Here is a 25,639-nt window from a genome sequence, read left to right on the forward strand (position 1 = left end):
AAGTTATCTATGGGATTTAACTTCAATACCACAACGTCCGCATATTTTTCTTTTTAAGACAGAGAACCATTCTAACTGCAAAATGTTCTCTATGGGAATAACCTAAAACTCAACAGATAATGAAAAAATTAATAATGTTTATAGGTATTGCCGTTCTCATAGCAGGCTGTTCGGATGATGACAAGGATAACACTACGGACAATTCGCACCTCATCAGTCCGCGCATGGCAATGAGTATCGACAATATCAACGGACAACAAAGTTCATTTACCGGTATTCTGACAGTTATACCATGTGATGCAAACAGTTCCATCTACTATGGAAACTATGTAAGAGGAAAGCTGTCTCCTTTCTACGGTTACTACCAAGTAAAGGACGGTACTTTCTATGACGGATCCATTAATCGGGAAATCTCATTACCGATAGGTACTTACAACATGATTTATTGGGGAACGCCCAAATATCAGGATCCTGTTTACGCCCATCCCGCCATAAAAGAAGCGGCTCACAGTATAGGACTGGATATGTCAAAACAATCTCTTGGCTTATTTAAAATATCGGCCGACACCATTTACTATCCTGTATTCGACCTGGTATATGCAGCACAAACGATAAAGATTGGAAGTGAAAGCCTCAAAGCCTCTTTAAAGCGAGTGGTAGCCGGACTGAAAGTTGTTTTGAAAGATAAAGACGATACAGTACTGAGTTCCAGTATAGATAGTGTAGCCGTGCGAATTACCAATATTTATAGCGAGCTCAATTATTATACTGGAGAGCCACAAGGGATACCACGTACAATCGCTTTCCCATTGGCTCGCTCAATAGACGGTACTCAAATGAGCAATAGTACGGTTATGTTATTCCCGTCCGCCGGCAAATCTGAATTCCAGTTAACAATCACACTCAAAAACGGTAATGTAAAAAGCTTTAAGCAAACGTTGAGTTCTCCACTCAACGCCAATACCAAGCTGACTCTGACTTTAAGTTTGGGCAATATCTTTTCTGAAGAATCTTCCGGTGACTTTACTGTCGATAACTGGAATGAAAAAAACGAAAATATTGATGTACCGATAATTGAGTGAGAGAGTTTCAGTTATGTTTCAGTAGAAAAACGATAAAGCCTTGTAAACGTCCAATTTACAAGGCTTTCCTTTCTTTCTTTGTACCCAGACCCGGGGTCGAACCGGGATGGAAGTGAATCCACTGGTGTTTGAGACCAGCGCGTCTACCGATTCCGCCATCTGGGCATGCTTGATTTCTCAGATACGGCTTTTTTTGAAACCTGCAATACTTTCTGCAAAAAAAGGCGAAAAAAGTAAGAAAATATCCTGCAAACATTCCTTGTTTATAAAATATGCAGTACTTTAGCAGAAACTTTTAAAACATTTCATATGATAACCAATAAGGATAATTTCTGTGTAATCATGGGTGGTGGAATCGGTAGCCGTTTCTGGCCTTTCAGCCGTAAAACTCTTCCGAAACAATTTCTAGACTTTTTTGGCACAGGGCGTTCATTATTGCAACAGACATTTGATCGATTCAGCAAAGTAATTCCTACAGAGAACATACTGGTTGTAACCAATGACTTATATGCAGACTTAGTAAAAGAACAGCTTCCCGAGTTAAAACCTGAACAGATTTTATTAGAGCCTACTCGTAGAAACACAGCTCCATGCATTGCATGGGCCGCCTATCATATCCGCGCATTGAATCCGAATGCCAATATAGTAGTCGCTCCTTCAGACCATCTCATCCTAAAAGAAAGCGAATTCCTTTCAGCCATAGAAAAAGGTTTGGCATTTGTTGCAAAATCGGACAAACTTCTAACTCTTGGTATCAAGCCCAATCGTCCGGAAACAGGATATGGCTATATACAGATAGCCGAACACATAGACAGCAACTTCTATAAAGTGAAAACCTTTACAGAAAAGCCCGAACTGGAATTAGCCAAGGTTTTCGTAGAAAGCGGAGAGTTTTATTGGAATGCCGGTCTCTTTATGTGGAATGTCAATAGTATCATCAAAGCCGGTGAATCACTTCTGCCTGAATTGGCGACCAAACTGGCAGCCGGAAAGGATGTATACGGAACACCGGAAGAAAAGAAATTCATAGACGAGAACTTCCCTGCATGTCCTAATGTATCCATCGACTTCGGCATTATGGAGAAAGCAGATAATGTATATGTATCATTGGGCGATTTCGGCTGGTCTGATTTAGGAACATGGGGCTCCTTATACGACCTTTCTCAAAAAGATGAATCGGAGAATGTTACTCTGAAATGCCAGTCTCTATTATACAATAGCAAAAATAATATTGTCGTTCTTCCGCAAAACAAACTTGCTGTCATCGACGGATTGGAAGGCTACCTCATCGCTGAATCGGATAATGTACTGCTGATTTGCAAAAAGGATGAAGAACATTCCATACGTAAGTATGTAAACGATGCTCAAATCAAACTGGGAGATGATTATATTTAAACGATTCTCCGATAACAGGAAAGTATAATAAAAAGCGGTAGTTGAATATAACAACTGCCGCTTTCATTTTTATATAGGGGAGGAAATAAAATCTATCAGAGTGCCATGCGAATGGCTTCGGCTACCGCCTTAAATTCTTCATCTGTCAATTTCAGCTTCAGATTGGAGAAAATCATATCCTTTTCGTCCTGCATAGGAATCAGATGGATATGTGCATGAGGGACTTCCAAACCTAAAACAGCTTCACCTACTTTCTTGCAAGGAAAAGCCTTACCGATAGCCAATGCCACTTTCTTTGCAAAGATATGCATTGCAGCCAAATCCTCGTCGCTTAAATCAAAGATATAGTCCACTTCCTGCTTGGGAATGACCAACGTATGACCTTTCACCAACGGATTAATATCAAGAAATGCAAAGAATTTATCATTCTCTGCTACCTTATAGCAAGGTATCTCACCTGCGATAATTCTGCTGAATATTGTTGCCATAACTTTATATATGTATAAAATAAGGCAAGCCCGCATACGGACCTGCCTTTCCTTTAAAACGATATGTTTACTACTTCCAGATTAATCATACCCTGCGGAACTTTAATTTCAGCAACATCACCCACTTTCTTACCAAGCAAACCTTGTGCAATCGGAGTGTTTACAGAAATCTTGCCCTCTTTCAGGTTGGCTTCGCTTTCAGACACAATAGTATAAGTCATCTTCATACCATTTTTCACATTCTTCAGTTCCACCTTATTCAATATCTGTACACTGTCGGTCTTCAACTTGGACTCATCAATAATCTTGGCATCGGCAATCACCTGCTTCAGTTTATTGATTTTCATTTCAAGAAGACCCTGAGCTTCTTTTGCTGCATCATATTCCGCATTTTCCGACAAGTCACCCTTGTCACGCGCTTCAGCGATAGCTGCCACAATTTTCGGGCGTTCTACCGTTTCCAGCTGTTTTAAATCGGCTAACAACTTATTGTAGCCTTCTTCTGACATATAAGCCATACTTTTTCCTCCTTATTATTTATATTGTTTTTTTAATGGTATTATAAACAAAAAAGAATTCCAACATGGTCAGCATGCTGGAACCCTCTTTCCTATTTTCCTTTGCAAAGATAGCCTTTTAAATAATGCGTGTCAAGCAAAAAGTAGTGCTTTGTAACATATTTAAATGAAATCTTCTAATTTATAACACGTTACAACAGAGCCTTCACTGCTGCATCCAAATCTTTAATTGACTCACCACGAGCACTTAATTCACTCTTTTTATTGATAAGGAAGACAGCCGGAAGCGACTGCACATTATAAGCGGCAGCTATGCTGGAATACACCCCATTGGCATCACGCACGCATACCCAAGGCAAGTTATCAGCGGTTGTTTTCCAATAGTGCTCATCCGCATCCAAAGAAACCTGATAAATCTCCAAACCTTGTCCGGCATACTTGTCATACAAATCACGCAGCATATAATTATGTGTAGGGGAAACCGCACTCTGATAGATTGTAAAATCCAAAATGACAGCTTTGCCCTTCAAATCACTCAACTTATGCATATTACCTTTCATATCGCGCAAGTTAATGTCGATGATGCCCGTTTCCGAAACAGCTTCTGTAGGAAGCTCCACTACCTTTTGCTGCGGAGTTCGGGTATTCTTCATTCCCTTTATCACGATATTATAAAGATTCTTTGAACGGTCGGCATGCGGATAGTAGTTATTCAAGCTGGTTGCCACAGCGGCAAAACATTTCACATCATCTTTATTGTTCAACGGGTCGAATATCAGATAATTATTCAGCTTCTGGAACAAAGCAAAATAAGCGGCAGCCGTATTGGGAGCAGCAAAAATATAATTTATCTTCACTTCATCCTTATAGTTCTTCATCAATGTAGCAAGGCTGTCTTCAAACACATCCGCACCCATCTTATGCGCCTGCATGCTCTGAATCAACGCATTCACATTGGTTTGCAACTGCATTTGTTTCATGGTAAGTTCTTTTATCTTCGCACTGTTGGCCGATCCCTCTACGGTATAAGCCGTAGAAAAATCCGTATACGGTGCATTCAATCGAACTGTTTCCGTAGAATCTATGGAAAAGTTGATCACCTTGTCATCCACCCGCAAACGATAAAATTCCGGAGATACCGGGCGCGTCTGCTTGAAAGCAAACGTACCGTTACCTTTCAACTTGACAGAATCCAAAGGAACAATACCTTCCAAAGCCGAAGCTTCCAGATAAAGCGTCTTGCCGTCAGCACCGGATATTTCGCCTTCCACTTTAAATTTCGGTTCGGAATCACATGCGCTCAGGCCCAGAGCAGCCAACGCTACAAAAAGAATCTTTTTCATATTTCGTGTATTTTTCTAAAAAGAACGTGCAAATATACTCCTTTTCACGGTTAGTCAAAGCATTTTCCCGCTTCTTACACTTATAAAAGTGCAAAAAACAGCTAAATACAAACTTTTTATCTCATTCCCACCGCATTACACGAATAAAATATGTATCTTTGCGGGAATTTTGAAAGAAAATAGATATAAAACATTTTTTATGATTAACCCAATTGTTAAGACGATCGAGCTTCCTGATGGCAGAACCATCACGCTCGAAACGGGAAAGCTGGCAAAACACATGCTTCTAGCTACTGTTTGTGCCGCCAAGGACGCAGTTCCCGGAACAGATTTCATGCCGTTACAGGTAGAGTACAAAGAAAAATTCTCCGCATTCGGACGTTTCCCCGGAGGTTTTACAAAACGCGAAGGTCGCGCTTCCGATTATGAAATCCTTACTTGCCGCCTCGTAGACCGTGCTCTCCGCCCTTTATTCCCCGACAATTTTCATGCAGAGGTATATGTAAACATCATCCTCTTCTCAGCAGACGGCGTTGACATGCCGGACGCATTGGCAGGACTTGCAGCTTCTGCCGCCCTCGCAGTTTCAGATATTCCTTTCAACGGACCGATTTCCGAAGTACGTGTAGCGCGTATCAACGGTGAATTCGTTATCAACCCTACTTTCGAGCAACTGGAGAAAGCCGATATGGACCTTATGGTAGGCGCCACTTATGAGAACATCATGATGGTAGAGGGTGAAATGGACGAAGTGTCCGAAAAAGATTTGCTGGAAGCCATGAAAGCCGCTCACGAAGCGATCAAGATACAATGTAAAGCCCAGATGGAGTTGGCAGAAGAGGTCGGTTCTACCGTAAAACGCGAATACTGCCACGAAGTAAACGACGAAGAGCTCCGCAAGGCTGTTCACGACGCTTGCTATGACAAGGCTTATGCAATCGCCGCTTCCGGCAATAAGAACAAGCACGAACGCATGGATGCTTTCGATGCCATCCGCGAAGAATTCAAAGCGCAGTTCAGCGAAGAAGAGCTGGAAGAAAAAGCTCCGCTTATCGACCGTTACTATCACGATGTTGAGAAAGAGGCCATGCGCCGTTCTATTCTGGACGAAGGCAAACGTCTCGACGGACGTAAGACTACCGAAATCCGTCCTATCTGGTGTGAAATCGGTTATCTGCCCGGCCCTCACGGCTCCGCCATCTTCACGCGTGGTGAAACCCAGTCTTTGTCTACCGTTACTTTAGGAACAAAACTGGACGAAAAGATCATCGACGACGTTTTGGAACACGGAAAAGAACGTTTCTTGTTGCACTACAACTTCCCGCCGTTCTCTACGGGTGAAGCTAAAGCACAGCGTGGCGTAGGCCGTCGCGAAATCGGTCACGGTCACCTTGCATGGCGTGCATTGAAAGGACAAATTCCTGCCGACTATCCGTACGTAGTACGTGTTGTATCCGATATTCTCGAATCAAACGGTTCTTCTTCCATGGCTACCGTATGTGCCGGAACATTGGCTCTGATGGATGCCGGTGTAAAAATCAAGAAACCCGTATCCGGTATCGCGATGGGATTGATTAAGAACGCAGGCGAAGAAAAATATGCCGTACTGTCCGACATCCTCGGTGATGAAGACCACCTTGGCGATATGGACTTCAAGGTAACCGGTACAAAAGATGGTATCACTGCTACCCAGATGGATATCAAGGTAGACGGTCTGTCTTATGAAATCCTTGAAAAGGCATTGCTGCAGGCTAAAGAAGGACGCGAATACATTCTGAGCAAAATCACCGAATGTATCGCGGAACCGCATGACGACCTGAAACCGCATGCTCCCCGCATCGAAACCATGACTATTCCTAAAGAATTCATCGGCGCTGTAATCGGCCCGGGCGGAAAGATTATCCAAGGAATGCAGGAAGAGACCGGCGCAACGATCACCATTGAAGAAATAGACAACATCGGTAGAATTGAAATTGCCGGAACCAACAAGAAATCCATTGACGACGCAATGCGTATCATCAAGGGTATCGTAGCCGTACCGGAAGTAGGCGAAGTCTACAAAGGTAAAGTACGTTCCATCATGCCTTACGGTGCATTCGTTGAGTTCTTGCCGGGTAAAGACGGTTTACTCCACATTTCCGAAATTGACTGGAAACGTTTGGAAACGGTAGAAGAAGCCGGAATCAAGGAAGGTGACGAAATCGACGTGAAGTTACTCGACATCGATCCGAAAACCGGTAAATTCAAACTGTCCCGCAAAGTATTGCTTCCAAGACCGGAAAGACAAGAAAGACCGGAAAAGAAAGAAAAATAATCCTTATATAATAAGGATATATAAGCCCGACAGCCTGCTGTCGGGCTTTCTTTTTATCCCCTCACACAACGGAAGTCAAAAAAACAACAAACATTGTTTGCATATTACGAAAAGATTGCGTTGTTTTGTCATACGAAACCTTAAATCGTACGAAAAAACCCCAAACCGAATGTCCGATCTTACCAGATTACATGCAATGGACCTTTTCTCGCGTTTTTTCCAAGAGAACCAAGAAAAGTTCCTGACTTTTGCTTACTCCTATCTCAGAGATAAAGCGGAAGCCGAAGATGTGTTAATGGAATCCATGATTGCTTTATGGGAGAACCGCGACCGCTGGGAAGAAGGCAGTAACCTACACGCCTTGTTACTGACCATTATCAAGAATAAATCCCTCAATCTTTTAGAACACAAACAGATACGGCTGCGGGCGGAAGAAGACATCGACAGCCACAGCCGGCGGGAGTTGGATTTACGTATATCGACCCTGAAAGCCTGCGAACCCGAACAGATATTCAACACCGAAATACAGCACATCGTCCATAAGGCATTAGAGCAGATGCCTCAGCAAAGCCGTACCATTTTCATGCTAAGCCGTTACCAGAATCTCCCCAACAAGCAAATCGCAGAGCAGTTGAACATCTCGCTGAAAACCGTAGAGGCGCATATCACCAAAGCCCTACGCATACTGCGATTAGAGCTGAAAGATTACCTGGCTTCCATACTCCTCTAAACATTAAAATCACTTTTATTCAAAAAAGTCCCATATTTCGATAGGGTTGTCCACATCTCATCGGTTATATATACAGAAGGGCCCTGAAAGCTCTCCTTTTAACCAAGCGACTTTTTATGATGAATCAGGAATTACTATATAAATATTTTAAAGGAACAGCCTCCATTGAAGAGGAAAAGCAGATTCTGGATTGGGTTGAAGCCTCCGAAGAAAACCGGGAGGCCTACCTGAAAGAACGTATGCTGTTCGACGTATCCCTATTCTCCACAAAGCAAGACAGCAAGAAAAAACCGATGCGCCTCATGCCGATGCTCCGCTGGACGGCACGTATCGCGGCAGCTATCGTCATTGCCGTATCCGGTTACTATATGACCACAGATTATATATATAATAAGAATGCACAACCTCAAACCATTACCGTTCCTGCCGGACAACGCGCCCAAATCACGCTTGCCGACGGCACACGCGTATGGTTGAACGCCCAATCAACACTTACCTACGCCTCCAACTTCGGCCGCAAAGAACGCAACGTAGAACTGGACGGCGAAGCCTATTTCGAGGTTACCAAAAACAAGAAATTACCATTCTACGTACATACGGAGATGAATAAGGTAAGAGTAGTCGGCACCTGCTTCAACGTCTGCGCATACAAAGGCAGCAAAGAGTTCGAGACAACACTGGTAGAGGGTATCGTAGATATTTATCCAAGCTGCAATGACCAGGTAATCACCCGCCTGCACAAAGACGAGTTCTTCGCCAACTATGACGGACGCTGCAAGAAAACGATTCTCCCCTCATACGAGTATCTCCGCTGGAAAGAAGGATTGTATTGTTTCGACGACGTCCCGTTCAGCGGCATTTTAGATAAACTCGAGAAATACTACAATGTAAAGATAAGCGTTACCAGCCCCAGACTACTGACCCACGAAGGGCTGACCGGCAAATTCAGGGAGCAGGACGGCATCGAACACATCTTGCGAACCATCTCCAAAGAACATCCGTTCAAGTTCAGCATCAATGAAGCGAAAGACTCGATAATCATATATGAATAAATAAGAACCTTTAAATTTAGTACTAACCCCTTAAAACCAAATAGTATGAAACCATAGCAGAAACAGTCTGAAAATTCACTTCCCCCTTTTTTGATAAAAAAAGATCGGAAAGTACCCCCATACTTTCCGATCCGAAACAGTCAAAAATCGACCTTAATCAATTTATTAACTTAACACAGTGACAAAGATATGAGGGCTTTTTTGTCCAAAAAGTTTCGAAATTAAGCAATTATTGCGTACTATGAAGATCACACTATTCCTTCTCCTGTTTGTAACATTCCAAGCATACTGCGGGAATAGTTACTCTCAGAATGCCAAAGTCAGTATCCCCAATTCCCAACTGAGAGTGGGTCAGGTGCTTTCCAAAATCGAATCTCAAACAGAGTATTTGTTTGTGTATAACAAGAAAAGCGTAGATGTACGCCGCACTGTTAACGTGGAAGCTGAAAACAAATCGGTAGCCGAACTGTTGGACGAAGTTTTTGCCGGAACCAACATCAGATATGTAATGGAAGGCAAGAACATCGTTCTGACCAAGAAAGGCGAAAATATTGAAAGCGTTGCCGGTGTACAACAAGAAAGAGTCACCGTAAAAGGTGTTGTCACCGACTCCAAAGGCGAACCTATTATCGGTGCCAACGTATTGGAGAAGGGAACGACCAACGGCATCATTACCAATCTGGACGGTGAATTCACCCTCAACGCACCTGCCAATGCCACTTTGGTCATTTCCTATATCGGCTATGAGCCTATAAACGTTGCGCTTAACGGCCGTACATCGCTGAAAATCCAAATGAAAGAAGAAGCTCTGGCTCTGGAAACCGTTGTCGTAACAGCCATGGGCATCAAGAAAAAAGAAGCCTCTCTTACCTACTCCACCCAACAGGTAGGCGGCGACGAACTGACGCGCGCCAAAGACCCCAATATGATTAACGCCCTTGCCGGCAAAACAGCAGGCGTATCCATCACCCGCAACTCCTCCGGTTTGGGCGGTTCCGCCAAAGTTTCCATCCGCGGTATCCGTTCCGCCAATGCCGACGGCAACAACCAACCGCTATACGTCATCGACGGCGTACCTATGCTGAACAACGTGGCCGAACAGGCATTCTCCGCCATGGGCGGCAACAACGATGCCGGTAACCGCGACTCCGGCGACGGCATCTCCAACTTGAATCCGGACGACATTGAAAGCATGAGTATTCTGAAAGGCGCTTCCGCAGCAGCTCTCTACGGCTCTCAGGCCGCCAACGGCGTAATCCTGATTACCACCAAGAAAGGGAAAGCCGGTATGCAACGCATCGTATTCAACTCCAACCTGACCGTAGACCATGCCATTTGCCTACCCGAATTCCAAGACAGATACGGCGCAAGCGGCGCCACAAGCTGGGGCACGGTTCCGGAAAATGCAAACTCAAAACCCATAAAGGCTTACGACAACGTTGGCGACTATTTCAGTAACGGAGTTACCGCCACCAACTCGCTGTCTGTCATGACAGGTAAGGAAAAAATGCAGACCTACTTCTCTTACGCCAATACCACCGCAAAAGGTATCGTCGACGTAAACAAACTGCAAAAACATAATATCACGTTCCGGGAAACAGCCTCCTTATTCAACGACCGCCTGACATTGGATGCCAACGTCAACCTGATGACCCAGAAAATCAAGAACCGCCCCACTTCCGGCGGATATTACATGAACCCGTTGGTAGGTCTGTACACTTTCCCGCGCGGCGAAGACCTCGGAGTTTATCGCAACGACAACGGTTTTGAAAAGTACGATGAAAACCGGGCCATGCCTTTGCAAAACTGGTACACAGACATCAGCGGCTTCACCCAGAACCCCTACTGGCTGACAAACAGAGTAACCAGCACCGACAAGCGTTTCCGTACATTGGCTTCTTTAAGCGCCAACCTGAAAATAACCGACTGGTTCAGCGTCCAGGCACGCGGTAACGTAGACTATATCAACGACAATTACGACCAGAAGATGTATGCCGGTACGGCAGCCGACGTAGCGCACCAAAACGGCCGTTACATCAAAATGAACCGTCAGGACTTCATGATTTACGGCGACTTCATGGCTATGTTCAACAAAACATGGAACGATTGGGCATTGAACGCGGCCGTAGGCAGCAGCATCAACACTACCAAGGTCAACTCCTTGAGCCTCGACTCCGGTAAATCGGGATTGTACAAAGCCAATGTCTTTACGGTTCCCAACATGAACCTCAGCGGTGCGGGCACTTCATTCATTGACGAGACCGCCGACCAAAGACGTACCATCCAATCCATATTCGCCACCGCGCAAATCGGCTGGAAAGAAAGCGTTTATCTGGATGTTACCGCACGTAACGACTGGTCTTCCACACTTGCCAACACCAAGAGCGAAAACTCCGGTTTCTTCTATCCCTCGGTAGGTCTTTCATGGATTCTCAACAAGACGCTCGACCTGCCGGAATGGATCAGCTTCGGCAAGGTACGCGCTTCATGGGCGCAGGTAGGTAACGACCTTCCCATCGGCATCACCAGCCCCGCACAGACTATCACGGCAGGTGGCGTAGTGAAACCCATCGACTATTACTTTGCAGAAGACCTGAAACCGGAAATCAGCAATTCCATCGAAGTAGGTACCGAATGGAAGTTCTTCAACAGCCGTCTGGATTTCGACTTCACGTTCTACCGTACCGACACCAAGAACCAGTTGATTCGCGTAAACACTACCGCCGAAAAGCGCCCTTACCGTTGGATTAACGCAGGTAAGATACGTAATACGGGCGTTGAAATCACGTTGGGAGCCACTCCGTTGATGAACGATAATTTCCGTTGGAAAACCCAGTTCAACTTCGCTACCAACAAGAACGAGATTGTTTCCTTGGGCGGCACTCCCAACTTCCAATACGCTTCGGGCAATGTAAGCATGCCTTATAAGATGATGGTTGTAGAAGGCGGTTCGCTGGGCGACATCTACGGCAACGTATTCGTACGCGACGCAAACGGCAAAATCCTGCTGGAACCTGCAACGGACAAAGACGGCAACCCCAACGCAAAAGCCGGCTTGCCCCAGGTAACTACCGACAAAGCCGCCAAAATCGGTAACTTCAATCCCGACTGGACACTGGGCTGGAGCAACACCGTAACCTACAAAGGCTTCTCCCTCTACTTCCTGATTGACGCACGCGTAGGCGGTGACGTTATCTCGCTGACACAAGCCGGACTGGACTATGCAGGTGTAAGCAAAGCTACCGGCGATGCCCGCAACGCAGGTTACTATATGCTCGAAGGACAAAAGATTGACAACGTGCAGAAATTCTATCAAATGGTAGGCGACCGCGGTAACGGTACCACGGAATTCTACCGCTACGACGGAACGAACATTCGTTTGCGCGAAATCTCATTAGGCTATTCCTTCCCGCAACAGATACTCGAAAGGACAGGCTTCATCAAGGGTGTAGACCTCTCACTGGTAGCCCGCAACCTGTTCTTCATCTACAAAGACGCCCCGTTCGATCCGGATGCGACAATGTCGGTAGGCAATGATAACCAAGGCTTGGACACCTTCGGCATGCCTTCAACGAGAAACATTGGATTCAACATTAAATTTACCTTCTAAATACCCGAACAATATGAATAAGATAAAATATACAACCGCACTACTCCTCGGCGGACTCCTGAGTTTTTCATCTTGTACCGATAACTTTGCCGATTTCAACAGCACCGAAGGAGCCTATACAGACGAATTGCAGAAATACGATAACCAGACCAACCTCGTACCTTTCTCCACCATTCAGAAAGGCATCATCTATCAAACGGGTGTGGACGGCACCGACTGGCAATACCAAATCGTACAGAACCTGGTGGCCGATATGTTCTGCGGATATTTCCACGACATGACGGGCTCGTTCAACGCCAACAACTCCACCTACAATCTGAACAACGGCTGGACCAGCGCCATGTGGGTGTATACTTACGGATATGTCATGCCTTCCATCGCCGACGCGGAAGCATTGAATACAGAAAAGGAATGGCCTCTTTACCATGCCATTACCAAGATTCTGAAAGTAGCCACCCTTCATCGCGTAAGCGACTATTATGGCCCCATCCTTTACGACGGGTTCGGAACAGCCGACCAGAAGCCGCAGTCGCAGGAAGAAGTCTACAAACGTTTCTTTGAGGATTTGGGCACAGCCGTGAATATACTGAAAGATTACAAAGGCGGCATATCCTTTGAAAGCGCCGACTTCATGATGCCGGAAGGCAAACGCACTCCCGCGCAATGGCTGAAATTCGCCAACTCCCTCCGCTTACGTCTGGCCATGCGCGTGTCTAACGCAGCTCCCGAACTGGCCGAGGAACAAGCCAAGGCAGCTTTGGATGCAGCCAACGGCGGCGTACTGGAAACCGCCAACGAAACGGTAGGCGAATACGGCATCCGTAACCCGCTGGGTGGTGTTGCCGGCTGGAGCGAGGTATACATGAACGCAAACCTGGAGTCTTTCTTAAAAGGTTATAACGACCCTCGTCTCAAATCATACTTCAATCCCGCGCAAGACGGCAGAGACAAAGACGGCAACATTATCAAGGAAGTGGCCGGCGTGAAACAGCTCGGCAGCATCGAAGGCGACTATAAAGGTGTCCGCCAGGGAACAGGCGTAGCCGACAACCGCTACTCCACACACTCTCAAACCACCATTACCACCGGCAGTAAAATCATTGTCATGAGTGCGGCCGAAGTATGGTTCCTGCGTGCAGAAGCAGCTTTAAGAGGCTACACTTCCGAGGACGTGGAGAACTGCTACAAGCAGGGTATCACCGTATCCTTCTCGCAATGGGATGCCAACGGCGTAAGCGACTATCTGGAAAGCGAAGAAACTCCGGCGGCTTATGTAGACGCATTCGATAAGAAATTCGATGCGGACGCACCGACAAGCATTACTCCGAAATGGGATGAAAGCGCCACACCGGAACAAAAACTGGAGAGAATCATCACCCAAAAGTGGCTGGCTCTCTATCCGGAAGGTTGCGAAGCATGGGCGGAACAACGCCGTACCGGCTATCCCCAGCTCATCAAGGTCGCAGTGAACAACAGCGGCAACACCATCAGCACCGACGATATGATTCGCCGCGTATTCTTCAACCAAGACTACAAAACGGACAACAAAGCGTTGTATGACGCTTTAGTAGGCAAGCTGGGCGGTGCAGACAATGGCGGCACACGTCTTTGGTGGGATACCGGACGGAATAACTTTTAAATGATACAAAGATATATTTTTTAATCAGTGGTGTTTTCCGTATTAGTTATTACGGGAAAAAGGTTGTAAGGAGCAGAGTCGGGGGGCTTTGCTCCTTCTTTTTATAGGGTAGGCAGAAAGCGGCGGGCAGAAAGCAGGAAGCTTCTTTGCCCAAGTACGGGGGATGACGCGGATAAGCCCGCGGGTTTCGGGATGTACCCACGGTTGGTATCTCTCATACCAACCAATGGTACGACGTGTACCTAAGGTTGGTACGGCAAGTACCACGGCTTGGTACAAGACGTACCAAGAGATGGTACAAACCTGGTACACGTATCTTATTGATTGTAAGCGCTATGAGAGATTACTTATATTCCTGTACCGGAAGCTCTCCCCTCAATGCTCCAAGCGCGTTCAGCGCCAATGCTTCCATTTCATCCTCACCCGGATAGACGTGCACCGGAGCAAGGAACGAGATGCGCTCTTTCAGACGGGAAATGATATAATCGGAATGTGCCATGCCGCCTGTCAGCAGAATGGCATCTATCCGGCCGTACAGCACAACGGAAGCCGCACCGATGCTTTTGGCTATCTGGTAAATCATGGCATCCAGCACCGATTCGGCATGTTTGTCCCCTTCCTCTATCCGGCGGACAATGGCGGGAACATCGGTCGTGCCCAGATGGGCTGTCAGTCCGGCACGGCCGGAGATGCGCTTTTTGAGTTCGTCTTTTGTGTAGCGGCCGGAACAGCAGAGGTCTATCAACTGCCCGGCAGGGAGCGTACCGGCACGTTCCGGCGAGAACGGGCCTTCACCGTCGAGCGCGTTGTTTACGTCGACAGCCTTGCCATGATGATGAACGCCAACGGATATGCCGCCGCCCAAATGGCAGACAATCAGGTCGAGTTCTTCGTAGCGCGTATCATGCTCGGCGGCATAGCGGCGGGCAATGGCACGCTGGTTCAGCGCATGCCAGATGGTGATGCGGGGCATAAGGGGAGAACCTGTGATGCGGGCTATCTCGTCCAGCTCGTCCACAACGCCGGGGTCGGCAATGAAGGCACGGCAGCCGGGGAGTAGCGCGGCAAGCTCGGAAGCTATGAGGCATCCCAAGTTGCAGGCGTGGGTGCGCATGGCATGAAGAATATCGTCCAGCATGGCATCATTCACCTCGTATACGCCGCCCGGTATGGGTTTCAGCAGTCCGCCGCGCCCCACTATGGCGTCAAACTCAAAAGGGATATTATTGGCTTCCAACTCTTTCAGTACCAAATTCTTGCGGAATTCAAACTGGTCGATGATATGGGAGAACGAGGACAATTCGTCTACCGTATGACGGATGTTACGCACCAGGCGGGGCACGTCGTTCTCGTATACGGCAATCTTTGTCGAAGTGGAGCCGGGGTTGATGACGAGTAGATTCATCGATGCGGGTATTATTTACGATTTACTATTTGACAGTCGCGAGGTATCATTTGCCGTTTCCGAGCCGCAACTGGTCAGGCATGCCATGGCGATACTGTAATATTTGGACAAGCCGGAGTCGCTGCGCGAAGGTAACACAACGGGGCAGACGGGGCCTTGAAGCAATCCCGCCATATCGGCATGGGAGAAGAGGGAGACGGCTTTATAAAAGGCATTGCCCGATTCGATGTTCGGGAAAATCAAGACATCGGCCTCACCGTTGATGGGGGATACGATACCTTTGATGTCGCCGCTCGTCTTTTCGCAGGAAGTCTTTACATCCAGCGGGCCGTCGATAATGACATTTCCGAACTCGCCCGCCTCGGCAAGTTCTACGATATTAACGTAATCCAACGAATGGGGAAACTTGGCGCTCACCTTTTCCGTGCAATGGATAAGCGCGATGCGCGGCTGCCCGATACCGAAATGGCGGCAGGTATGGATGGCATACCAAATCATCTCTATGCGCTGTTGCAGGGTAGGCCGGGGGATGACAGCGGCATCCGAGAAGAACAGCAGTTTATCATAGGTGGGAATCTGCATGACGGCCAGATGCGTCAGTATCCTGCCTTTGGGCAGCAGCCCTTTCTCCTTGTCGAGAATGGCACGGAGCAGATTATCCGTATTGATGATACCTTTCATCAGAATATCCGCACCGCCCTCGCGCACGATGCGGACAGCCTCGCGCGCCGCCTCGTCTTTATCTTCGATATGCAGTGTCTGCACGTATTCGGGATATTTCTTCAAAGTAGGGTATTTCTCCAAGATGGCCGAATCGCCAATCATCAGAAACTCCGCAATGCCTTCATCCAAAGCGCGGGCGATAGCATATTCAGTATTGGGGTCATTGGCACAAACTACGGCAATGCGCTTCCTTTTATTTAGGGTTTTCAGATGAGAAGTCAACTGATCAAAGTTCCGAATCGGTTCCATAACGTTAGTTTTTTAGCAAATATCTAAAAAAATGCCGAGAAAATAAACGTTACACCTTATTTTATTTTCTATGTTTTATATCATTTTGACAGATTCACCACAGAGGGCAGCCTGAAAAAGCATGCCATGTTACAAGCCGAAACAGGCCGTGATTTACCGCAACACCCCTAAAGAAATAAAAAAACTCCGTGAAACGCTGTGCCCTCTGTGGTGAATTATGTACTTTTGTCACAAATACAGAGAGATATACAATATGAACAGCCTTATTTTTCCGCCATACGTGCACGAGGGCGACCGGGTGATTATTCTCTCCCCTTCCAGCAAGATTGACAAGTCCTTCCTGAAAGGAGCCAAAAAGCGGCTGAAGTCGTGGGGACTGGACGTGGTCGTCGCCAAACATGCAGGCAGCGCGCACGGCACTTACGCAGGAAGCATACAGCAACGCTTGAAAGACCTGCAAGAAGCCATGGACGACGAGAAAGCCAAAGTTATCCTTTGCAGTCGCGGCGGATACGGCGCTGTGCATCTGGTGGGACAGCTTGACTTTACCAAGTTCCGCCAACATCCCAAATGGCTTATCGGTTTCAGTGATATCACCGCCCTGCACAATGTGCTCCAGCAAAACGGCTTCGCTTCGCTGCACGCTCCCATGGCGCGGCATCTCACCGTGGAGCCGGAAGACGACTTTTGTACCCAGGCCTTGAAAGACATCCTGTTCGGCAATAAACTGCAAGAAGAAACCTCGTTCGGCTATACCTGCCCGGCACATAAGCTCAATCACAAAGGCGAGGGTACGGGCATCCTCCGGGGCGGCAACATATCCGTGTTCTACGGACTGCGCGGCACGCCCTACGATATTCCGGCAGAAGGTACGGTGCTCTTCATTGAGGACATAGGCGAGCGTCCCCATGCGGTGGAACGCATGATGTACAATCTGAAACTGGGCGGCGTACTCGAAAAGCTGTCCGGGCTCGTCATCGGGCAATTCACCGAATACGAGGAGAACATGTCTTTAGGCAAAGACCTGTACGGCGCGTTGGCCGATTTGGTCAAAGAATACGATTACCCCATATGTTTCGGCTTTCCGGTGGGGCACGTCACGATGAACGTACCGATGATTAACGGTGCGCGGGTCACGCTGGAAGTCGGAAAGAAAGAAGTGAAACTAAGTTTTAATACCCACAAAGAATGAAACGGAATTATACAATCATCCCCCTATCCCTACTGCTGCTCATAGCAATGGTAGCGTGCAGCAATAAAAGCAAAGGTACTACGGACAGTGAGGAAAAACAACCCGGGAGTACGGTCAGCGTGCCCCAATTCGATGCGGACAGCGCTTACCGGTATGTCAAGGCGCAAGTGGACTTCGGGCCTCGCGTACCCAATACCGCGGCGCATAAAGCCTGCGGGGAGTATCTCGCAAAGAAGCTGGAACAGTTCGGCGCCACGGTATACAACCAGCAAGCGGATTTAATCGCCTACGACGGCACTCTGCTGAAAGCACGCAATATCATCGGCAGCTACAAGCCCGAAACAAAGAAACGCATCGTGCTTCTCTCTCATTGGGACAGCCGTCCCTGGGCGGATGCCGACCCTGATGAAACGAAACGGCATACACCCATTCTCGGCGCCAACGACGGGGCAAGCGGTGTAGGCGTACTGCTCGAAATTGCCCGCCAACTCCATAAGCAACTGCCGGAACTGGGTATTGACATCGTATTGGTGGACGCCGAAGACTACGGGCCTCACCAATCCTATACGGGTAATCATAAAGAGGAATACTGGGGGCTCGGCTCGCAATACTGGGCGCAGAACCCTCACGTGCAGGGATACAACGCACGTTTCGGCATTCTTCTGGACATGGTGGGCGCCAAAGACGCCACTTTCTTCTACGAAAGATATTCCGAGGAATTTGCCAAAGACATCAACCGGAAAGTATGGAACGCCGCCAACAACTTAGGCTACGGCCGTTATTTCGTAAAAGAAAAAGGGAGTACCGTAACGGACGACCACCTTTTTGTATACCGGAATGCACGGATTCCTACCATCGACATCATTCAATACAGCGAGGAAACCGGATTCTACGAGAACTGGCATACCCTGAAGGATGATATGGACGGCATCGACCGCAACACCCTGAAGGCAGTAGGCCAAACGGTGATGGAAGTTATCTACAAAGAGAAATAAATACTAAAGATAAATTATTATGAGTATCAACGAAGTACAAGATGAAGTAATCGCCGAATTCAACGATTTCGACGATTGGATGGATCGCTACCAACTCCTCATCGACTTAGGAAACGAACAGGAACCGCTGGACGACAAATATAAGACGGAACAAAATCTGATTGAAGGTTGCCAAAGCCGTGTGTGGCTGCAAGCGGACGAGGAAAACGGTAAAATCGTTTTCCAGGCGGAAAGCGACGCTTTAATCGTGAAAGGGATTATTTCACTGCTCATCAAAGTGCTCTCCGGACATACACCGGACGAGATTCTGAATGCCGACCTTTACTTTATAGATAAGATAGGATTGAAGGAGCACCTTTCTCCTACACGCAGCAACGGATTGCTCTCCATGGTGAAGCAGATGCGGATGTATGCGTTGGCATTCAAGGCAAAAGGAACGAATGCCTGAGTAGCGTGTAGTTCCGGACGGAAGAACAAAAGAACGTTTACTGTTTGTTTTTCAGGGAAGGATTACACGGATTTCACAGATTTACTTTATCCTTTTTCCGTGAAATCCGTGTAATCCTTCCCTGAAAGAAATCATCAAGTGCATTTTGACACAACCTCTATATAAATACCGCTTTACTTTTCTTCTCCCTCCACATATTCCAGTATATCTCCCGGCTGGCAATCCAGTACCTTACAGATAGCTTCTAACGTAGAAAAGCGAATAGCCTTCGCCTTACCAGTTTTCAGAATAGAAAGATTTGCCGGCGTAATATCAATCTTCTCCGCCAACTCCCCCAAAGATATTTTCCTTCGGGCCATCATTATGTCAAGGTTTACTATAATCATTATCTTTTTCTCAATATTCCGTTAAATCGTCAAGTCCTGTTCCTCTTTCATCTTCAACCCGATAGCGAATACCTCGGCTACAATCAGAGTGGAAATTCCCAATACCAGGGTAGTGGTATTCACCATATCCGAAAGGTCCAGTTCATAACCGCGGACGGAGAATACCTTTTCTACGCTTCTGAAAGTAAGATACGCCGGAAGAAGCGCCGTACAAAAACTGATAATCAGTGTCGTCCCCAACAGACGCAGACGGCGGACGTTCTTCCAGTTGAAGATATCGGACTTATTGATGGAAATCACCAAACGGACAAAAAGGACGATGGCCCATATACATATAGCCATGTGAAGCAGATTCAGTAAAGAAAAGGCCGCCTGCTCCATAGTCGCGGACTTCGTATCGACGCTGACCATCATCGAATTGAAAGACACCGGCACATACTCGCCGCTCTTCTCATTATAAACGGAATCCTGGAAAAGGCCGTTATTACCTACTTTGGAAAGGTGCTCCGGCAGCAGACTGATATACTTCATATTTATCAGTTCTTTCTTGTTTTCGGCAGAAACAGCGTTTTCGGTGCCGGCTTCTACCCCGGCTTTTACTCCCACAATGAAATAGTAACCGGTTTCAAGAACCGAATAACCCAGTACGAGCACTACAATTATACAAAGAATGTTCAGTCTTCTTTTCATACTTTAAGCGTATTAGAATCCGGAGAACGATAAGCATTCATCACTTTATAAGAAACGGCAAGTAACGCCACCGCTACCGCCAGACATATCCAATACGTCGGTTCTCCCAACAAATCGGACGTATACTCCACATCCGGATAATGCAAACTGAGGAATACCGACAGGCTGTTGTTCAGGATATGTATCAGAATTCCGGGAACGAGGCTGCCCGTTTTATAATAAAGCCAGGCAAACAAGACACCCGACAATACAGCGCCCACCACCTGTGCCGGATTAATATGGAAAATTCCGAAAATAAGGGCGGAAAGGATAATAGCCTTCACCGGACTGTACTTTTGCAACAACACTTTGGTAATCGCCCCGCGAAACAGCATCTCCTCTAAAACAGGCCCTAACACCGAGATACAGATAATACCCAGCCAGCCCGATTGCAGCACATCGAATGTAGCTCCCATCCAATCAGGCAGGAAAGACAGTTTGGACATCACAAAGTCTATCAGGAAAATAGTGGCAAGACCTATAACGACGCTCCATCCCAGATAAGCGACCGACACCGGAGACCATATCCTTTTATCTCCCTTCAGATACCCCTTTCTCCACAGATAAGCTCCCATACCTACAAATCCCAGCAACATGCTTGGAGCCAAAGCCGCGGTACTCGTATCATCTATCGTACCGTTGACCGCGTAAGAATAAAGCATTGTGAAAGGCATCACCAACAATGCGGCCAGAATCTGCATCACAAAATAAATCAAAACCAGTTTTATCGCTGTTTTCATCGTTCTCTTCTTTTTTAAAAGCGTGTAAAGATACACATTTTCCCGTGAACTCGTCAAGCAGTGGTAACAACTCCCATTAATAACATCATCACCATAGACAGTGACAGTACCAGCAACGTAATACTCATAAAGGCTCTTTTCATAACCATGGACTTTTTATAATCAGTACTTATTCTTACCTCAAATTCTGTTTTTCAATAATAATTTATCGTTTTTCGATATGCAAATAAAGGAGCTTTTTCTGAAAAGACAAAAAGAAACAGTATCTTTTTATCGAAAAACGATAAAAAAGATATGTTTTTCAATAAATATGCAAGAAAATGCCCAATAACGGCAACGCAGAAAGCGGTGTTATGAAAGGATGGCGGTGATTTCCGCCTCGTCTTTATGGAGTTGCGCTATCAATTCGTCTATGGAATCGAACTTCAGCTCCGGGCGGGTACGGCGGACGAAAGACAGCCGCATAGGTTGATCGTAAATATCAGCGTCAAAATTGAAGATATGCACCTCGATGCTACGGTCTATGCCATTATTCAACGTCGGGCGGTAACCGATACTCAACATTCCCGTATGCTTCTTCTCACCGAGAAAGACATAAACGGCGTATACTCCGTCAGCCGGAACCAGTTTTTCAGAATCGTTGACACATAGATTGGCGGTCGGAAAGCCTATCTTGCGTCCGACGTGATAACCGTTCACAACCGTACCGTTCAAAAAGAAATGATACCCCAGGCAGTTTGCCGCTTCCGAAACGTTTCCTTCCAGCAAAAGACGGCGGACAGCCGAGGAACTGACCGTCATCGCGTCAGTTGAATAGGCCTGCGCCAATATCACTTCCATTCCCAGTTCCCGCCCGTAACGTACATAATCATCAAATCCCTCACTGCGATTATGCCCGAAACGGTGGTCATAACCGATTACCAAAGCCTGTACCTGATAGTCTTGCTTCAAGGCAGCCATAAATTGCTTGGCCGAAAGACGAGCCAAGTCAAGCGTAAAATCAAGCATGACGCAGTAATCCACGCCTGTACCGGCAAGCAGGGCAACTTTCTCATCGCAAGTAGTGAGCAGCTCGGGATGAAAACCGGGTTGCATGACCTTGCGGGGATGTACGGGAAAGGTAATGACCGACGAAGCGAGTCCACGTGCAGCCGCAGCCTTGCACACCTGTTCTATCAGAAACCGATGTCCCCGATGCACTCCGTCAAAAAAGCCGATGGTGGCTACACTGGGCAGGAGTTCTTTGCCGGATATTCTGGAACATAGCTGCATACTCACCTTATACGATTGGTTTATTTAAATAAATGCCCCCAGTCCTCACCGGCTTTCGGGGTGTAGGTGGAAATTCCCAATGACCGGGCAGTCAGACAATTGGCTTCCGAATCATCGATAAAGAAAGTTTCTTTCGGGTCTAAGCCCGCATCATCCAGCACTTTCCGGAAGATTTCCTCGTCGGGCTTTGCCATCTTCATCTCATAAGACAGGAAAATATGCTCGAAATAATCTTCTACGCGGAATGCCTTATAGGGAAAGGCGTGCTCACAAGACCACTCCCAATGGATTTCATTGGTATTGCTCAACAGGTATACCACATAATCCTTACGCAAGGCCAGTAACAAGTCCAGTTTATAGGTCGGTATGCTCACCAGAAAACTATTCCATGCGGCATCAATACGGGCATCGGCAACGTCTCTTCCTATCTTTTCCCGTATCACATTCCGAAAATCGGCACTGGAGATAAGGCCTTTCTCATATTGCTGGAAGAAATCCTGTTGATGATATATGTCGAGGGTATGCTCTACATCCTGCAATCCCAACTCTCTGAAGTTTTCCAAACAGCGTTGGCGGTCTAAATCAATCAGTACGCCGCCAAAGTCCACTATAAGGTTTTTAATTCCTTTTCTTTTCATCCTCTCATTTTTGCATTAGACGTCGGACAAGACGAATCCCTTCGCCCACCCATAATACCAAAGAAGTAGAAGCAATGATTATCACCCATGTCGTGAAATCAAGCGGCTCCGTACGGAATACCGCCCCGCCGAACTGTACGATGACAAACTGACCGCCCAAAATGGCAAGTACCACCAACTCCATACCGTAAGATTTGGACATTCCCTTAAAAGCGGAGTCCGATGTACCGAATACTCTCGCATTGAACAGGTTCCAGAATTGCAGCATGACGAAGAAAGTGAAAAAGACAGTCAAGCGCTGTACAGTCATACCTCCCTCTTCGTTATTAAACCAGAACAACATGCCCATAAGCAATACAAGGAAAGTAGTGCCCATACCGAGAATGTAATTTCTCATGGACCCGGTTATAATGAAATCGGTACTTTTGCGGGGTTTCTCTTTCATCACGCTTTCACTGGGCGGAATAGACGCCAAAGCCAAAGCGGCAAAGGTATCCATAATCAGGTTCACCCACAACATCTGCGTTACGGTCAACGGCAATTCGGTACCCACCAACGAGCCAAGCAATACGATGAACAATGCCACGAAGTTAATCGTCAGTTGGAATACGATGAAACGCTGTATATTCTTATATAATGAACGTCCCCACATTACGGCCGTACCGATACTGTTGAAAGAGTCGTCCAACAATGTGATATCGCTTGCTTCTTTGGCGACAGACGTTCCCGTTCCCATAGACAATCCCACCTGCGCATGGTTCAAGGCCGGAGCGTCATTGGTTCCGTCACCCGTCACGGCTACCACCGCACCTTTCTGTTGCAATAGCTGAACGAGACGTTGCTTATCGGTAGGACGGGCGCGCGACATAATCTTCAAATCCAACACCCGGTCGAGCGCTTCCTCGTCCGTCAGGTCTGCAAAGGCAGCACCCGTAATACGGTTGCGCTCCGTATCTTCCGGTTGCCATAAACCGATTTGCCGTGCGATTTCGGTTGCCGTACCCGGCGTATCTCCCGTTACTATCTTGACTCCGATACCTGCCGACTGGCACTTTGCGACCGCCGCAGGCACATCCGGGCGTATAGGGTCGCTGATAGCTACAACGCCGAGGAAAGACAAATCATTCTCTGCAACCAATGCCACACAGTCGGCCGGTTCCGTGTCGTCTACTATCTTATAGGCAAAACCGAGCGTACGCATCGCCATGTTCTGGTAGTTCAGCAACTGAGCCTCTACCGTAGAACGATATTCTACCGCATCCACCCGCTTACCGTCCAAAAGAACGTCCTTACATTTTCCCAATACGATTTCGGGAGCGCCCTTTACATAAAGTACTTTCTTCCCAATCAGAGGAGAGTGTACCAGTGTTGCCATAAACTTCCGTTCGGTAGAGAAAGTCAACTGGTCAAGTACCTTGACAGCCTCTCTCAACTCCAGATAATTACGTTTTTGGCTGTCGAGCCACAGAAGTAAAGCCACCTCGGTAGGATTCCCTACCCCCTTGGGCTTCTCACCCGGAGTTATCTCTTCCAGAAAAGCAGTGGAATTGGCGCTGATACCCTCTATTACCAGTTTGCTTAAATCATCTTCTCCTATTTCCCGCCCGTTCTTCAATCCGTAGAAATTCGGCTCGTACACCTGCATCAGGTTTTGTGTCAGCGTCCCCGTCTTGTCCGTACAGATAACGGTTATCGCCCCCATCGTTTCGCAAGCGTGCATCTTCCGCACCAGGTTATTGGTGGAAAGCATACGGCGCATATTCAGTGCCAGACTGAGCGTCACACTCATGGGCAGACCTTCGGGAACGGCAACAACAATCAACGTTACCGCCATCATAAAGTACTGCAAAGTAGCCTTCAGTGCGGGCAGCCATTGCTCAAAGGTATGGAATGAGGCAAAATCATACACCAGAACCACATCCTTTATAAAGAAGATGGCGAATGCAAGACCGGCTACCGAGAAACCGATTTTTCCTATGAGGTTGGCAAGTTTTGTAAGTTGGATATTCAACGGGGTAGGCTCGGTACTTTGTTCCGTACTCTGGCGAGCCACTTTTCCAATCTCCGTAGCATCGCCTACGGACTCCACGCGCATAACTCCATGCCCGTCGACTACCGTTGTACCGCGCAGCACACGATTGGAAGCATAAGTGGCTTCTTCATCGAAATCGGCTTCCACGGTAGTTTTGGTTATCACAGGCTCACCTGTAAGATTGGATTCGTTTACTTGCAGGGAAATGGCTTCCAGCAATTCACCGTCAGCAGGGATTTCCTCGCCGGTTTCCAGAATAATAACATCGCCGACCACCACATCCTTACGGGGAATTTCCTGTACGCGCCCGTTACGGATAACCTTTACCAGTGTTTCCTCGTTCACCGCATTCAGCAAATCGAACTTTTTATTGGCATCGTATTCAAAAAAGAAACCGATACCCGTAGCCAGCAAGATAGCAGCTATAATACCGATTGTTTCGGCATACTCGTTCTCTACTACGGAGATAATCAAAGAGAAGAAAGCGGCCACCAACAGTACTCTTACTACCGGGTCTTCAAACTTTTCTAGATAGAGTTTCCACAAAGACGGACGCTTCGGGGGTGTCAACAGGTTTACACCATGCTCGGTACGGCTCTTCCGTACTTCATCGTCGGTAAGTCCGACGTGATAAAAATCATCCTTTGTTGCAGTCATGC

At 47.1% G+C, this 25,639-nt stretch carries 22 protein-coding genes and 1 tRNA gene; 10 read left to right on the top strand and 13 right to left on the bottom strand.

Translation table 11 applies throughout. From position 1 onward, the window contains the following. Nucleotides 1-119 precede the first annotated feature (119 nt). On the top strand, nucleotides 120-1,082 hold the full coding sequence (locus tag BHV73_RS05155; protein ID WP_009122221.1) for a FimB/Mfa2 family fimbrial subunit: 963 nt from the start codon (nucleotides 120-122) through the stop codon (nucleotides 1,080-1,082). A gap of 81 nt (nucleotides 1,083-1,163) precedes the next feature. Here BHV73_RS05155 and BHV73_RS05160 read toward each other — a convergent pair. After that, nucleotides 1,164-1,247, bottom strand: a tRNA-Leu gene (locus tag BHV73_RS05160). 144 nt (nucleotides 1,248-1,391) lie between these two features. Here BHV73_RS05160 and BHV73_RS05165 point away from each other — a divergent pair. Then, nucleotides 1,392-2,477: a mannose-1-phosphate guanylyltransferase gene (locus BHV73_RS05165; RefSeq protein WP_009122220.1), complete on the top strand. Its 1,086-nt coding sequence runs from the start codon at nucleotides 1,392-1,394 to the stop codon at nucleotides 2,475-2,477. A 95-nt stretch (nucleotides 2,478-2,572) separates the two neighbouring features. On the opposite strand, the gene BHV73_RS05170 is transcribed toward BHV73_RS05165, so the two are convergent. From BHV73_RS05170 to BHV73_RS05180, 3 genes are all read right to left on the bottom strand, one after another. After that, the gene (locus tag BHV73_RS05170) at nucleotides 2,573-2,965 is read right to left on the bottom strand and encodes an HIT family protein (protein WP_087412249.1); all 393 of its coding nucleotides are present in this window, start codon (nucleotides 2,963-2,965) and stop codon (nucleotides 2,573-2,575) included. 53 nt (nucleotides 2,966-3,018) lie between these two features. Then, nucleotides 3,019-3,483: a transcription elongation factor GreA gene (greA, locus tag BHV73_RS05175; RefSeq protein ID WP_009122218.1), complete on the bottom strand. Its 465-nt coding sequence runs from the start codon at nucleotides 3,481-3,483 to the stop codon at nucleotides 3,019-3,021. Nucleotides 3,484-3,674: 191 nt separating this feature from the next. Beyond that, on the bottom strand, nucleotides 3,675-4,826 hold the full coding sequence (locus BHV73_RS05180; RefSeq protein ID WP_009122217.1) for a TlpA disulfide reductase family protein: 1,152 nt from the start codon (nucleotides 4,824-4,826) through the stop codon (nucleotides 3,675-3,677). 199 nt (nucleotides 4,827-5,025) lie between these two features. Here BHV73_RS05180 and pnp point away from each other — a divergent pair, with 199 nt between their 5' ends. From pnp to BHV73_RS05205, 5 genes are all read left to right on the top strand, one after another. Continuing rightward, nucleotides 5,026-7,140 carry a polyribonucleotide nucleotidyltransferase gene (gene pnp, locus BHV73_RS05185; RefSeq protein WP_286737316.1) on the top strand — a complete coding sequence of 705 codons (2,115 nt, stop codon included), beginning with the start codon at nucleotides 5,026-5,028 and terminating at the stop codon, nucleotides 7,138-7,140. Between the two features lie 169 nt (nucleotides 7,141-7,309). After that, nucleotides 7,310-7,870 carry an RNA polymerase sigma-70 factor gene (locus tag BHV73_RS05190; protein ID WP_009122215.1) on the top strand — a complete coding sequence of 187 codons (561 nt, stop codon included), beginning with the start codon at nucleotides 7,310-7,312 and terminating at the stop codon, nucleotides 7,868-7,870. A gap of 119 nt (nucleotides 7,871-7,989) precedes the next feature. Further along, nucleotides 7,990-8,922, top strand: a complete 933-nt coding sequence (locus BHV73_RS05195) for a FecR family protein (protein WP_039950795.1) — start codon at nucleotides 7,990-7,992, stop codon at nucleotides 8,920-8,922. Nucleotides 8,923-9,163: 241 nt separating this feature from the next. Beyond that, a complete protein-coding gene (locus BHV73_RS05200; RefSeq protein ID WP_286737317.1) occupies nucleotides 9,164-12,532 on the top strand; it encodes a TonB-dependent receptor in 3,369 nt (1,122 codons plus the stop codon). Nucleotides 12,533-12,545: 13 nt separating this feature from the next. Continuing rightward, nucleotides 12,546-14,171 carry a SusD/RagB family nutrient-binding outer membrane lipoprotein gene (locus BHV73_RS05205; protein ID WP_009122212.1) on the top strand — a complete coding sequence of 542 codons (1,626 nt, stop codon included), beginning with the start codon at nucleotides 12,546-12,548 and terminating at the stop codon, nucleotides 14,169-14,171. Nucleotides 14,172-14,213: 42 nt separating this feature from the next. Here the strand turns inward: BHV73_RS05205 and BHV73_RS05210 are convergent, their stop codons facing one another. Genes BHV73_RS05210 through BHV73_RS05220 form a run of 3 tightly spaced genes read right to left on the bottom strand, consistent with a single transcriptional unit; the run spans nucleotide 14,214 to nucleotide 16,548 of the window. Beyond that, entirely contained in the window at nucleotides 14,214-14,483 is a 270-nt protein-coding gene (locus BHV73_RS05210) for a hypothetical protein (RefSeq protein WP_139259709.1), read from the bottom strand. 31 nt (nucleotides 14,484-14,514) lie between these two features. Further along, complete coding sequence (gene buk, locus BHV73_RS05215; protein ID WP_009122210.1) at nucleotides 14,515-15,576, bottom strand: butyrate kinase; 1,062 nt, start codon at nucleotides 15,574-15,576, stop codon at nucleotides 14,515-14,517. Nucleotides 15,577-15,591: 15 nt separating this feature from the next. After that, nucleotides 15,592-16,548, bottom strand: a complete 957-nt coding sequence (locus BHV73_RS05220) for a phosphate acyltransferase (protein ID WP_009122209.1) — start codon at nucleotides 16,546-16,548, stop codon at nucleotides 15,592-15,594. A gap of 253 nt (nucleotides 16,549-16,801) precedes the next feature. Between BHV73_RS05220 and BHV73_RS05225 the strand changes: the two genes are divergently transcribed. Genes BHV73_RS05225 through BHV73_RS05235 form a run of 3 tightly spaced genes read left to right on the top strand, consistent with a single transcriptional unit; the run spans nucleotide 16,802 to nucleotide 19,183 of the window. Continuing rightward, on the top strand, nucleotides 16,802-17,740 hold the full coding sequence (locus BHV73_RS05225; RefSeq protein WP_009122207.1) for a S66 peptidase family protein: 939 nt from the start codon (nucleotides 16,802-16,804) through the stop codon (nucleotides 17,738-17,740). Continuing rightward, the gene (locus BHV73_RS05230; protein ID WP_009122206.1) at nucleotides 17,737-18,735 is read left to right on the top strand and encodes a M20 family metallopeptidase; all 999 of its coding nucleotides are present in this window, start codon (nucleotides 17,737-17,739) and stop codon (nucleotides 18,733-18,735) included. The genes BHV73_RS05225 and BHV73_RS05230 overlap by 4 nt, the downstream gene beginning before the upstream one ends. Before the next feature lie 19 nt (nucleotides 18,736-18,754). Further along, nucleotides 18,755-19,183: a SufE family protein gene (locus BHV73_RS05235; protein ID WP_009122205.1), complete on the top strand. Its 429-nt coding sequence runs from the start codon at nucleotides 18,755-18,757 to the stop codon at nucleotides 19,181-19,183. A 173-nt stretch (nucleotides 19,184-19,356) separates the two neighbouring features. Here the strand turns inward: BHV73_RS05235 and BHV73_RS05240 are convergent, their stop codons facing one another. From BHV73_RS05240 to BHV73_RS05265, 6 genes are all read right to left on the bottom strand, one after another. Continuing rightward, nucleotides 19,357-19,569, bottom strand: coding sequence for a helix-turn-helix domain-containing protein (locus BHV73_RS05240; protein WP_009122204.1), 213 nt, complete (start codon nucleotides 19,567-19,569; stop codon nucleotides 19,357-19,359). A gap of 21 nt (nucleotides 19,570-19,590) precedes the next feature. Continuing rightward, nucleotides 19,591-20,259 (bottom strand): DUF2975 domain-containing protein, encoded by a 669-nt coding sequence (locus BHV73_RS05245; protein ID WP_087412084.1) that lies wholly within the window; start codon nucleotides 20,257-20,259, stop codon nucleotides 19,591-19,593. Then, the gene (locus BHV73_RS05250) at nucleotides 20,256-21,038 is read right to left on the bottom strand and encodes a CPBP family intramembrane glutamic endopeptidase (RefSeq protein ID WP_286737318.1); all 783 of its coding nucleotides are present in this window, start codon (nucleotides 21,036-21,038) and stop codon (nucleotides 20,256-20,258) included. The genes BHV73_RS05245 and BHV73_RS05250 overlap by 4 nt, the downstream gene beginning before the upstream one ends. A 351-nt stretch (nucleotides 21,039-21,389) precedes the next feature. Beyond that, entirely contained in the window at nucleotides 21,390-22,310 is a 921-nt protein-coding gene (locus tag BHV73_RS05255) for a bifunctional riboflavin kinase/FAD synthetase (protein ID WP_286737327.1), read from the bottom strand. 20 nt (nucleotides 22,311-22,330) lie between these two features. After that, a complete protein-coding gene (locus BHV73_RS05260; RefSeq protein ID WP_009122200.1) occupies nucleotides 22,331-22,948 on the bottom strand; it encodes an HAD family hydrolase in 618 nt (205 codons plus the stop codon). 4 nt (nucleotides 22,949-22,952) lie between these two features. After that, a complete protein-coding gene (locus BHV73_RS05265) occupies nucleotides 22,953-25,637 on the bottom strand; it encodes a calcium-translocating P-type ATPase, PMCA-type (RefSeq protein ID WP_281696208.1) in 2,685 nt (894 codons plus the stop codon). Nucleotides 25,638-25,639 lie beyond the last annotated feature (2 nt).

This window comes from Bacteroides sp. 44_46, from assembly GCF_001915465.1.
Taxonomy (GTDB): domain Bacteria; phylum Bacteroidota; class Bacteroidia; order Bacteroidales; family Bacteroidaceae; genus Bacteroides; species Bacteroides clarus.